Raw genomic sequence first — 11,118 nt, forward strand, 5'->3', positions numbered from 1 at the left:
TAAGAATATTCTCTATGCCCTGCTTATTTAGTTTTTTCTTCTACGTAAGCAACAAGGTCACCAACAGTGTTAAGACCTTCTTCAGTTTCGATTTGGATATCGAACTCATCTTCGATTTCTGAGATAACTTGGAACACGTCAAGTGAGTCAGCGTCAAGTTCGTCAAAAGTAGTTTCTACTTTTACTTCTTCTGCATCTTTCCCAAGTTCTTCAACGATGATTTCTTGTACTTTTTCAAATACTGCCATTTTAATTTCTCCTTTAAGATAAATATATTTCTTATAATCTATGCTGGTGCATAATTTATATAACTAGATTTTAACAATAAGACTGCCCCATGTCAAACCCCCACCAAAACCTGATAAGAGAATTGTTTGACCGCTGTCTAATTTTAAGGTCCCATTCGCCACGTTTTCAGAAAGCAGAATTGGGATACTTGCCGCACTGGTATTACCATAAGACATCATGTTTGCCAAGAATTTGTCACGACTGACATCAATTTTCTTAGCCATAATATCCAAAATACGAACATTAGCTTGATGAAGAAGGAAGTAATCAGGCTCACCTTTTTCTTCAACCAAGGCCTTAATACTCTTTGAAACCGTCTTAACGGCAAAATCAAAGATTGCTTTCCCATCCATTTGCATATAGGGATTAGGCTGATCAGACTCATCTGAATAAGGCGAGATAACTGCAGAGGCTCCTGACTCAAGACCACCCTTGCTACCATCGGTATTTAAAGATTCTCCAAAGAAATGTTCTTCTTCAGTTTCTTCCAAGAGGACTCCGCCAGCACCATCTCCAAAGAGGACAGCTGTTGTACGGTCAGACCAGTCTAACGTTTTAGAAAGGACTTCAGCACCAATAACTAGACCTCTTTTGTAGACACCTGATTTAATCAATTTTTCTGCGGTTGCCAAGGCAAAGACAAACCCACTACATGCCGCAGTAATATCAAAAGCAAAGGCGTTGACTGCTCCAATTGTTCCTTGAACACGCGCTGCCACTGACGGCATCGAGCTATCAGGAGAAATCGTTGCAACTAAAACAAAATCTAGCTCCTCAGGAGCTAATCCTGATTTTTCTAATAGCTGATGAGCAACATTGGTAGCTAAATCACTCGTATTCTCATTCAATGAGATGCGACGTTCCTGAATACCGGTACGTGAGCGAATCCACTCATCGCTAGTATCCATGATTTTTGATAGGTCATCATTAGTCACGACCTGAGCAGGTGCATAATGGGCAACCTGACTAATTTTTGCAAATGCCATTATTTCAACTCCTCAAGAAAGGCGTGGAGATTTTCCAATCCCTTGCTCATAACCTTCAATTCCTCGTCGTTAAAGCCTTCTGTAATCCTCATCACCATTGATTTATGAAAACGACGGTGAAGACGATATACCAAACGACCCTTTTTAGAAAGCGAAAGATGGACCACACGACGGTCAACTGATGAACGCGTACGGACAATATAACCTTTCTTTTCAAGTTTATTGAGAGATGTTGTTACAGTACCAAGAGTTAGCATGAGTTCTTTAGCTACTGCACTTGGTGTCGTATCTGGATGTGTACCGATCACATCAATGGTATGCATTTCCTTGAGGGAAACATCGTTAAACTTTGAATTCTTTAAACTTGCTTCTTCGATAATAACTACGTTATTAAAAATATCAACAAGATAGCCATCAATTTTGTCGTAATTCACACCAGACTCCTTTCAATAAAACTTTGACTTTCAAATTATATCAGACTCAAACTAATTTCGCAAGCCCGATTAAAAAACTTTAGTTTTTCTTTTAGAAAATGTGGCTATTTCCCTTGGAATTTAGGTCGACGACGCTCACTATAAGCACGTACCCCTTCTTTGAAGTCTTCTGTGAAGGCAAGAGATTTTTGCAAGTCAAGTTCCAACTTAGCGTAATTTTCCCATCCTGCAAATTCAGATTCCCAAACCATTTCTTTAATGGCTTTAAAGGAATTCACTGAAGAGCGGTTCAATTTTTTAATCAATTGACTCACAGTTTTTTCAAGTTTTTCTGACTCAACAACTTTGTAGGCAATTCCCCAGTCCAAGGCTTTTTCAGCTGATACTGGCTCTCCTGTCATGGTAATTTGAGTCGCACGGTTAATACCGATTGAACGTGTCAAAAGGTAAAGACCTCCAGCGTCAGGTGCCAAACCAACACCTACAAAAGCTTGGATGAATTTAGCTTTATCAGATGCAATCGTAAAGTCTGCTGCAACAGCTAAATTAGCTGCAGCACCTGCACATGGTCCATCAACTACCATGATGACTGGCTTAGGCAATTTTTTAAGAGCAAAAGAAATTTCATTTACCTGCTCAGCAATACGAACCAAAGACTGTACATCATCTACAGCAACCGCTTTTTGCATTTGATCAAGGTCGCCACCAACAGAAAAGACTTTTCCATTAGCATTGATTACCAAGAATTTTACTGACGCATCTTGTTTAGCTTGCTCAATTGCAGCCATAATCTCATCACAAACTGGAATATTAAATCCATTTTGCACTTCTGGACGATTAAGTGTTAAAGTTGCTACTCCATCTTCAACACTATAAAGAATTGTTTCGTAAGCCATTTTTTGCATTCCTCCGATAACTAGTTCCTATATGAAAACCGTATGTTCTTTATATTTTTATCACAATTTTATTTGATGAATAGATAATTTGATTATCAAATCATTCATCGTTATTTTCTAGTATACCATAGTCCATCTAAAGGTCAACAAAAACTTAGAGTTTTTTAATTTGATACATCAAAACACCGAGTTCTACAACTCGGTGTCTCTTCTATTTTAATAAATCTAAAACATCCATAAGGTTATCCAACAAGCCTTTGGCTGCACCTTGATCCATGCCAAAACGATTATCTTTAATGGCCCAAACCTCAACACCTGCAGCGACTCCAGCAGCAATCCCCTTTTCGCTATCTTCGATAATCAGCGCCTGATTTGCTTCCACGTTCAAATGCTGTAATGCTGTCAGATAAATCTCTGGATTGGGTTTACTCTCCTTAAATTCTTCTCCTGAGAGAACCACATCAAAGAAACCATTCAAATGATTTTCCTCCAAAGCTCTAAGGATATCTGCCTTTACTGAGCTAGAAGCTAAACCTATTTTCAACCCTCGAGAATTCACTTCATTCAAGACCTTGAAAACATCAGGAAAAATTAATTCTTTATAGGGTAAGGGGTTGTCTTGTTTATAGGCATTATACTCTTCTTGTAAAGTTGGCACATCCCAGTTATCATAGTCATCTCTGAGAATATTTTCCCAAACTTGCTTGGTATTTCCACCTATAAAGAAAGACGGGGGTAAATGGTCTATTGAAATTCCCTTTTGAGCTAAGAAATTTGCACGTCGATCATAATAATATTTTTCAGTGTCAAAAAGGACACCATCCATATCAAAAATAATTGCCTCTACCACGGGATATCCTCCTTTTCTTTCCTTATTGTACCATAATCAGACTAAATCTTACTCGCTTTTAAAAACAATGTGACAAATTGTCAGAATTTTGCTATAATTGTAGAGTAATTTAAAATTTTTGGAGTAACTATGAAAGTCATCAAATTCGGTGGAAGCTCACTTGCTTCAGCCACACAATTAGAAAAAGTCTTAAACATTGTAAAATCTGACCCTGAACGTCGCTTTGTCGTAGTATCAGCCCCTGGTAAACGTAACGATGAAGATACCAAAGTCACAGACGCCTTGATTAAATACTATAAACACTACACAAAAGGTGCTGATGTCAAAGCTGACCAAGAATGGATTATTAACCGCTACCAAGCTATGGTCGATGAGCTAGGCTTCAAATCAACAGAAATGGCGAAGATTGCTAAATCTATCAACGATCTTGCCACTCTTCCTATTGAAGACAATGATTTCCTTTATGATACTTTCCTAGCTGCAGGGGAAGATAATAACGCAAAATTAATCGCAGAATATTTCCGTAATAACGGTATTGAAGCACGTTACGTTCACCCTCGCCAAGCTGGTATTTTTGTCTCAAGCGAACCTGGAAATGCTCGTATCCTTCCAGGAGCTTATGACAAGTTGGAAGAGCTTCGTGAATCAGATGAGGTTCTTGTTATCCCTGGTTTCTTCGGTGTTACCCCTGATAATCAAATTTGTACTTTCTCACGTGGAGGCTCTGATATCACTGGTTCTATCGTTGCAGCTGGAGTTAAGGCAGATTTATATGAAAACTTCACAGATGTAGATGGTATTTTCGCAGCCCATCCTGGTGTCGTTCATGAACCACATTCAATTCCAGAGTTGACTTACAAGGAAATGCGTGAATTGGCATATGCTGGCTTCTCAGTTCTTCATGACGAAGCCCTTCTCCCTGCCTACCGTGGTAAAATTCCACTCGTTATTAAAAATACAAATAACCCAGACCACCCAGGCACACGCATTATTCTTGAACACAAGGGTGCAACTGTTCCTGTCGTTGGTATCGCGAGTGATGATAAATTCGTCAGCATCAATATGACCAAATACCTCATGAACCGTGAAGTTGGTTTTGGACGTAAGGTCCTCCAAATTTTGGAAGATTTAAACATCCGTTGGGAACACATGCCCTCTGGAATCGATGACCTCTCAATCATTATTCGAGAACGTGAACTTACCCCAATCAAAGAACAAGAAATTCTTTCATACTTGACTCGTGAACTCGGTGTTGATGAAGTTGAAATTGAACATGGCCTTTCAATCCTCATGATTGTTGGTGAAAATATGAAAGACCACATCGGTGTTACAGCGACAGCGGCTAAAGCGCTCTCTGAAAAACATATTAACCTAGAAATGATTTCTCAAGGTTCTAGTGAGGTTTCTGTTATGTTTGTAATTGAAACTGAGCAAGAAAAAGCAGCTGTCAGAGCTCTTTACGATGCTTTTTTCCGTAGTGACGGCTAATCTAAAAACCGATTTCCTTCAAGGGATAGGTTTTTTCTTTATGAGAAATACTAAGTCTAACAAATAGCAAATTCATTGATCAATTATGCATAGCTATTGCAAACCAAAAAACACTAACTTTCGTTAGTGCTTTTTTTACAAGATGTTTTCGTAAGTTTCACGAACGGCATCTGGCCAAACTGAAGTTTGAACCTCACCAATATGTTTCTTACGAAGCAAGAACATAGCCATACGTGATTGACCAATACCCCCACCAATTGTTAGTGGGAAAAGGCCATGTAACAAGGCTTGGTGCCAATCTAATTTCAAACGATCTTGGTCGCCAGTAATTTCAACCTGACGTTTAAGGGCATCTTCATCAACACGAATACCCATTGATGACAATTCAAAAGCATGTCCTAATTGTTCATTCCAAACCAAAATATCCCCATTCAAACCATGGTAACCATTCTCAGACTCAGTTGTCCAGTCATCATAGTCAGGTGCACGACCATCATGTGGTTTTCCATCAGGAAGAACACCACCGATACCAATCAAGAATACAGCACCATATTCCTTAGTAATAGCATCTTCACGCTCTTTTGGTGTCAAATCAGGGTACTTCTCAACAAGTTCTTCTGAATGGATGAAGGTAATTTTCTTAGGTAAAATAGCTTCAATATCGTAACGTGCTTCAACTGCTAGCTCAGTCAAACGAATAACCTTATAAATGGTTTCAACAGTTTCTTTCAAGTAAGCGATATTACGATGTCCGTCAGGAATAACTTTTTCCCAGTCCCATTGGTCAACGTAAACAGAGTGCGTTGCATCCAATGAATCTTCATCTGGACGAAGAGCCTTCATATTAACCACGAGCCCTTCACCTTCATTGAAGCCAAAACGAGCCAAAGTATGGCGTTTCCATTTTGCTAATGAGTGAACAACTTCGTATGTCGCGTCTGGAATCTGAAGCACATTAACAGTTACAGGATTCTCAATACCGCTCAAATTATCCTGCATACCATCCCCGACCTTACTCAAAATAGGCCCTTGCACTTCAACGACGTCAAGTTTATCAATCAAATACTGTGTAAAAGTATTCTTCACAAAAGAAATTTCCTCTTGTTGATGAATGAAGCTCTTTTTCATACGCTCCTCCTTTAAAAAATCGATAAGCCTATTATACTCCTATTTTTCAGAAAAATAAAGAAATTTTCCAACAATTTGGAAAATTTCTTGTTTTTTATGTTAGGTTTTATCACATTTTCTTAGTCAGCTTCACAACTGCTTCTGTTCGAGCTGTATGAGGAAACATGTCTACTGACTGAATATAATTAACATCATAAACTTTAGCCAAAGAAACTAGGTCTCTAGCCAAAGTAGATACATTACATGAAACATAAACCATTTTTTCAGGAGTGTAGGCCAGTATCGTTTTAAGTAGCTTATCATCTAAACCAGTTCTAGGTGGATCCACAATAAGAGCATCTGTTCGATAGCCTTCCTTGTACCAACGAGGAATAATATCCTCAGCCTTACCCACCTCATAGTGAGCATTCTCCAACCCAAGTGATTTAGCATTCTTTCTAGCATCCTCAATAGACTCTGGAATAATATCCATACCTCGAATACTCTTTACCTTATTTGCAAAAGCAAGTCCAATAGTACCAACCCCACAATAAGCATCAATAAGGTGTTCAGCCTTACCTACATCCAAAGCTTCAACGGCCTGACCATAGAGTACCTCTGTTTGTTGAGGATTCAACTGGTAAAATGCACGAGGAGAGAGAGCAAAGTTATAGTCCAGTACCTCTTCTTGAATAGTGTCTTGCCCCCAAAGAATTTCCGTCTCTTGACCATAAATCTCACTGGACTTCGAATAATTATAATTGACAGCAATTGTTACAATTTCTGGAAAACTTTCCGTCAATTCCTTAACTAATTTAGTGAAAGAAACTGATTTAGAGGTTACAAAAATCAACTGGACCTGATTTGAACCCAAAGCACGTCGTATCATAACAGTACGAATTCCAGCAATTTTACGCTCATTATAAATTGGCAACCTGTATTTATCTAACAAATTTGTCACCTTATTCATGATGACTTGAGTTAGCTCATCCTGAACTAGGCAATCATCAATATTAATGAGGCGATGACTCCCTTCCGCAAATAAACCAGCTTTGACTGAACCACCAAAAGAACGGGTTTGAAATTGTAGTTTAGCTCGGTAATGTTGTGGTTGCTCCATCCCTATTGTTGGACGAATGTCATATGACTCAAAATTAGCCGGTTTAAACTTCTTCAAGGCTTGTCCTAATAAGTCAGTTTTAAACTCTAATTGCTTATCATAACGAAGATGCATTAACTGGCAACCGCCACAGTCTTCATAAATACTACATGCAGGTTCAACACGAAACTTAGAAGGCTTATTAATCTTTAATAATTTTGCCTGAACAAAGTTTCTCTTAACAGAAACAACCTGACAGAATACTTCTTCACCCTTCAAAGCCCCTGGCACAAAAACTAGAGTTTTCTTATAAAAACCAATGCCTTCGCCATTGATTCCCATGCGTTTTATCTTAAGCGGGATACGCTGTTTCACTTGTAAATTCATACTACCATTCTAACATTTTGATATAATAATAACTATGAAAATCACAAAAATCGAGAAGAAAAAGAGACTTTATCTCCTTGAGATAGACAAAAAAGAGAGTCTCTACGTTACAGAAGATACCATCGTTAAATACATGTTGACAAAAGAAATGATACTGGACAAAGATCAACTAGAGAATATTAAATCCTTTGCCCAGTTCTCGCATGGTAAAAACTTAGCCCTCTATTTTATTTCATTTAAACAACGTACTGAGAAAGAGGTAAAAGATTACCTTTTTAAACATGAAATAAACCCTCATATAATTCCAAAAATTATTGATAATCTAAAAAGAGATCACTGGATTGATGATTACAAACTCCTAGAAAGTCTAGCTCAACAAAATCTGAATTCAGGCGATAAAGGAGCCTATGTGCTGAAGCAAAAATGGCTTCAAAAAGGTTGTAACAAACAGATCATTGACGATGTTTTAAGTCAATTTGATTTCTCAGAAATAGCCATTAGAGTAGCTTCAAAACTGTTACGAAAATATCAGGGAAAACTACCATCTAAAGCCCTAAAAGATAAATTAACTCAAAGCCTTATCAATAAAGGTTTTTCATTTCAAGAAAGTAAACTAGCAATCGATCATCTAGAACTTGAAGCAGATGAAGAAATTGAACAAGCTCTCCTTTATAAAGAAATAGATAAGCAATATCAAAAATTTAGTAAAAAATACGACGGTTATGAACTTAAACAGCGCTTGACACAATCTTTAGCCAGAAAAGGTTATGACTTTGATGCCATAGCATCCGCTCTAAGAGAATATTTATAGGAATTCCCCCCTCTTTTCACAAAATTATGATACAATAGTGGGGATAACCCTTATTGTAGAAAGAGGACGCCATGAAATTACCAAAAGAAGGCGACTTTATCACAATTCAAAGTTATAAGCATGATGGTAGTTTGCACCGTACTTGGCGCGATACTATGGTACTAAAGACAACTGAGAATGCTGTTATTGGCGTTAACGACCACACCCTCGTTACTGAAGCAGACGGAAGACGATGGGTAACACGTGAACCTGCTATTGTTTATTTCCACAAAAAATACTGGTTTAATATTATAGCCATGATTAGGGATAACGGCATTTCCTACTACTGCAATTTAGCTAGTCCATATATTTTGGACCAAGAAGCACTAAAATATATTGACTACGACCTAGATGTCAAAGTCTTCGCTGATGGTGAAAAAAAATTGCTAGATGTAGATGAGTATGAAACACATAAAAAAGAAATGCATTACTCTCCTGATATTGACTATATCTTAAAGGAACATGTTAAAATCTTGGTAGATTGGATTAACAATGGTAAGGGGCCATTTTCACAATCTTATGTTAACATCTGGTACAAACGTTATCTTGAACTAAGGAATCGTTAAAGTTGTCATAAAAAAGACTAGTAATAATACTAGTCTTTTTTTGCACTAAAAACGAATGCTTCGGAATCTAAGTCCATATTCAAAAGATAACGCCCTTCTTCTACTTGAACAAGATACCCTAATAATACTAAAGCATCGACAAAAATATTCCTCCTCTTTTGAAGTACATATTGCTTCCTTATGTATTTTAATAGAAAAGTCGTTACATGTTTCAAAAAGTATTCAGGATTAACATCCCCTAATATGTCATATAATCTATTCTGCTCTTCAGATAATGGTAGATTTTCTCTTAATTTATAGAAATAATTTGAAATCGTAAGTTCGTCTCTCGTGATACCCGTTTGTTCGATAATAACAACATCATTAGTAGAATTAGATATCTTAGTAACAAAACTACGATTTAATAGTTCTAAATAACAAGAAGAATTATCATTAATAAAAAAATGCTGGTCTAAGTCAATTTTAGAAGAATCCGACACAAGACTAATTAATAAACGGTAACGTTTCTCAAATCGTTCAATATAGCCTGCTTTTACAAACTCCTCAATTAATTTATCTATATTCTTTTGAAAAGGAAACTCCCTTTTTATTGCTCTCAGGGTCACAGGCTGATTAAGATATAGATAATTCACTATTTCCATAAAAAAAGCTTGCTTACATAGTTTGTTTGGGTTAAATTGTATTATCATAAGAAGTATTATACCATTAATCAGACAACTAAAAAAAGTCCTGACGGCCTAATTTTATGCATTAAAGCTTTCAGTCAACTGTGGTACTACTTGTTTCTTACGAGAAACAGCTCCTTCAAGGAAAGCATGATTATTTTCTAAAACAAAATCAAAAGCATTTTCAACTTTATCAGTGTTTGAACCAAGTGCAAGAATCTCTGAATTTGAATTAAGAATATCAGTAATCATTAAGACAAAGTCAGAGTATCCATTGCTTTTAATTGAGTTATTAATAGCTTCCTCGATTTCCTCTTGACGAGAAAGAACATCGGCAATATCAACTGTATTAACTTGTGCAACACGAACTTGATTGCCATTCAATTCGAAAGTTTTGGCATCAATATCAATAAGTTCTTCAGCAGATTTAGAAGAAAGATTAGTACCAGCTTTAAGCATAGCAAGTCCATATTCTTCCAAATTAACTCCAGCAATTTCTGCAAGTTCAGCTGCAACTGCAGGATCTGAAGCATGTGTAGTTGGAGATTTAAGGAGAAGAGTATCCGAAATCAAACCTGACAAAAGCAAACCAGCCACTTCCTTAGGAACTTCAACATTGTTTTCTTTGAACATACGATAAACAATTGAAGAAGCTGATCCAACAGGTTCCAATCGCATCATTAATGGATTAGCGGTTTCAAAGTTAGCCACACGGTGATGGTCTACTACCTCAATAACCTCAACATCCTTAATATCTGAAATAGATTGTTGAAACTCATTATGGTCTGTAAGAATTACTTGATTAACTCCCTCTGACAAAGCTGATTCAACAACTCTTGGTGCCTCAACACCAAAATAATCAAGAACGAAAGCTGTTTCTTCGTTAGGAGTACCTAAAGCAACAGCTTCAGCATCAACACCAAGTTGACGTTTCAAATAAGCATATCCATAAGAAGACCCGATTGCATCAGAATCAGGGTTTTGATGACCAAAAACAAAAACTTTAGACATAAATTCACCTCAAAAATAGTATTATAAGTTATTATAACATATAAAAAAAAGAAACAAAATAAAAAGAGTAACCTAAGTTACTCGAAATATAGTCCGTACGGGATTCGAACCCGTGTTACCGCCGTGAAAAGGCGGTGTCTTAACCCCTTGACCAACGGACCTTCTTTATGCCGGCTACATGACTTGAACACGCGACCCTCTGATTACAAATCAGATGCTCTACCAACTGAGCTAAGCCGGCTAACTTTTCTAATGCGGGTGAAGGGACTTGAACCCCCACGCCGTTAAGCGCCAGATCCTAAATCTGGTGCGTCTGCCAATTCCGCCACACCCGCATATATGACCCGTACTGGGCTCGAACCAGTGACCCATTGATTAAAAGTCAATTGCTCTACCAACTGAGCTAACGAGTCTCAAATATTTCTACTTGACGGTCCCGACGGGAATCGAACCCGCGATCTTCGCCGTGACAGGGCGACGTGATAACCGCT

12 protein-coding genes and 4 tRNA genes are annotated in these 11,118 nt (G+C 37.5%); 3 read left to right on the forward strand and 13 right to left on the reverse strand.

Annotated elements, in window-relative coordinates; all coding sequences use genetic code 11:
• Window positions 1–23: 23 nt before the first annotated feature.
• From H7U01_RS01725 to H7U01_RS01745, 5 genes are all read right to left on the reverse strand, one after another.
• Window positions 24–248, reverse strand: a complete 225-nt coding sequence (locus H7U01_RS01725) for an acyl carrier protein (protein ID WP_002885495.1) — start codon at window positions 246–248, stop codon at window positions 24–26.
• A gap of 63 nt (window positions 249–311) precedes the next feature.
• On the reverse strand, window positions 312–1,274 hold the full coding sequence (locus H7U01_RS01730) for a beta-ketoacyl-ACP synthase III (RefSeq protein WP_201041027.1): 963 nt from the start codon (window positions 1,272–1,274) through the stop codon (window positions 312–314).
• Window positions 1,274–1,708 (reverse strand): MarR family winged helix-turn-helix transcriptional regulator, encoded by a 435-nt coding sequence (locus H7U01_RS01735; protein ID WP_002885562.1) that lies wholly within the window; start codon window positions 1,706–1,708, stop codon window positions 1,274–1,276. The genes H7U01_RS01730 and H7U01_RS01735 overlap by 1 nt, the downstream gene beginning before the upstream one ends.
• Window positions 1,709–1,812: 104 nt before the next feature.
• On the reverse strand, window positions 1,813–2,604 hold the full coding sequence (locus H7U01_RS01740) for an enoyl-CoA hydratase (RefSeq protein WP_037601410.1): 792 nt from the start codon (window positions 2,602–2,604) through the stop codon (window positions 1,813–1,815).
• A gap of 211 nt (window positions 2,605–2,815) precedes the next feature.
• Complete coding sequence (locus H7U01_RS01745) at window positions 2,816–3,454, reverse strand: HAD family hydrolase (RefSeq protein WP_002886650.1); 639 nt, start codon at window positions 3,452–3,454, stop codon at window positions 2,816–2,818.
• Between the two features lie 129 nt (window positions 3,455–3,583).
• On the opposite strand from H7U01_RS01745, the gene H7U01_RS01750 reads away from it, so the two are divergent.
• A complete protein-coding gene (locus tag H7U01_RS01750) occupies window positions 3,584–4,942 on the forward strand; it encodes an aspartate kinase (RefSeq protein ID WP_201041029.1) in 1,359 nt (452 codons plus the stop codon).
• A 135-nt stretch (window positions 4,943–5,077) separates the two neighbouring features.
• On the opposite strand, the gene asnA is transcribed toward H7U01_RS01750, so the two are convergent.
• Together asnA and rlmD are read right to left on the reverse strand one after the other, a co-directional pair.
• Window positions 5,078–6,070, reverse strand: a complete 993-nt coding sequence (gene asnA, locus H7U01_RS01755) for an aspartate--ammonia ligase (RefSeq protein ID WP_013990097.1) — start codon at window positions 6,068–6,070, stop codon at window positions 5,078–5,080.
• A 109-nt stretch (window positions 6,071–6,179) separates the two neighbouring features.
• The gene (gene rlmD / locus H7U01_RS01760; protein ID WP_037601418.1) at window positions 6,180–7,535 is read right to left on the reverse strand and encodes a 23S rRNA (uracil(1939)-C(5))-methyltransferase RlmD; all 1,356 of its coding nucleotides are present in this window, start codon (window positions 7,533–7,535) and stop codon (window positions 6,180–6,182) included.
• Between the two features lie 34 nt (window positions 7,536–7,569).
• On the opposite strand from rlmD, the gene recX reads away from it, so the two are divergent.
• Both recX and H7U01_RS01770 read left to right on the forward strand, forming a co-directional pair.
• Window positions 7,570–8,346 (forward strand): recombination regulator RecX, encoded by a 777-nt coding sequence (recX, locus tag H7U01_RS01765; protein ID WP_037601420.1) that lies wholly within the window; start codon window positions 7,570–7,572, stop codon window positions 8,344–8,346.
• A 71-nt stretch (window positions 8,347–8,417) separates the two neighbouring features.
• On the forward strand, window positions 8,418–8,951 hold the full coding sequence (locus H7U01_RS01770; protein WP_002886644.1) for a DUF402 domain-containing protein: 534 nt from the start codon (window positions 8,418–8,420) through the stop codon (window positions 8,949–8,951).
• 29 nt (window positions 8,952–8,980) lie between these two features.
• Here the strand turns inward: H7U01_RS01770 and H7U01_RS01775 are convergent, their stop codons facing one another.
• The 6 genes from H7U01_RS01775 to H7U01_RS01800 all read right to left on the reverse strand — a co-directional run bounded on the left by H7U01_RS01775 (window position 8,981) and on the right by H7U01_RS01800 (window position 11,040).
• Window positions 8,981–9,640: a DUF1803 domain-containing protein gene (locus tag H7U01_RS01775; RefSeq protein ID WP_037601426.1), complete on the reverse strand. Its 660-nt coding sequence runs from the start codon at window positions 9,638–9,640 to the stop codon at window positions 8,981–8,983.
• Between the two features lie 54 nt (window positions 9,641–9,694).
• On the reverse strand, window positions 9,695–10,627 hold the full coding sequence (locus H7U01_RS01780) for a manganese-dependent inorganic pyrophosphatase (RefSeq protein WP_073690004.1): 933 nt from the start codon (window positions 10,625–10,627) through the stop codon (window positions 9,695–9,697).
• An 89-nt stretch (window positions 10,628–10,716) separates the two neighbouring features.
• Window positions 10,717–10,788 (reverse strand) — tRNA-Glu (locus H7U01_RS01785).
• Window positions 10,789–10,795: 7 nt separating this feature from the next.
• Window positions 10,796–10,868, reverse strand: a tRNA-Thr gene (locus tag H7U01_RS01790).
• Between the two features lie 12 nt (window positions 10,869–10,880).
• Window positions 10,881–10,962 (reverse strand) — tRNA-Leu (locus H7U01_RS01795).
• A 5-nt stretch (window positions 10,963–10,967) separates the two neighbouring features.
• Window positions 10,968–11,040: transfer RNA gene (locus H7U01_RS01800), tRNA-Lys, on the reverse strand.
• Window positions 11,041–11,118: the final 78 nt, after the last annotated feature.

The sequence above is a fragment of the Streptococcus sp. 21.1 genome (genome assembly GCF_016648635.1).
Taxonomy (GTDB): domain Bacteria; phylum Bacillota; class Bacilli; order Lactobacillales; family Streptococcaceae; genus Streptococcus.

Coding starts and splice junctions, on each gene's coding strand:
- recX (WP_037601420.1), top strand. CDS start 7,570: ATGAAAATCACAAAAATCGAGAAGAAAAAGAGACTTTATCTCCTTGAG.
- H7U01_RS01780 (WP_073690004.1), bottom strand. CDS start 10,627: ATGTCTAAAGTTTTTGTTTTTGGTCATCAAAACCCTGATTCTGATGCA.
- H7U01_RS01750 (WP_201041029.1), top strand. CDS start 3,584: ATGAAAGTCATCAAATTCGGTGGAAGCTCACTTGCTTCAGCCACACAA.
- H7U01_RS01775 (WP_037601426.1), bottom strand. CDS start 9,640: ATGATAATACAATTTAACCCAAACAAACTATGTAAGCAAGCTTTTTTT.
- H7U01_RS01725 (WP_002885495.1), bottom strand. CDS start 248: ATGGCAGTATTTGAAAAAGTACAAGAAATCATCGTTGAAGAACTTGGG.
- H7U01_RS01770 (WP_002886644.1), top strand. CDS start 8,418: ATGAAATTACCAAAAGAAGGCGACTTTATCACAATTCAAAGTTATAAG.
- asnA (WP_013990097.1), bottom strand. CDS start 6,070: ATGAAAAAGAGCTTCATTCATCAACAAGAGGAAATTTCTTTTGTGAAG.
- H7U01_RS01740 (WP_037601410.1), bottom strand. CDS start 2,604: ATGGCTTACGAAACAATTCTTTATAGTGTTGAAGATGGAGTAGCAACT.
- rlmD (WP_037601418.1), bottom strand. CDS start 7,535: ATGAATTTACAAGTGAAACAGCGTATCCCGCTTAAGATAAAACGCATG.
- H7U01_RS01730 (WP_201041027.1), bottom strand. CDS start 1,274: ATGGCATTTGCAAAAATTAGTCAGGTTGCCCATTATGCACCTGCTCAG.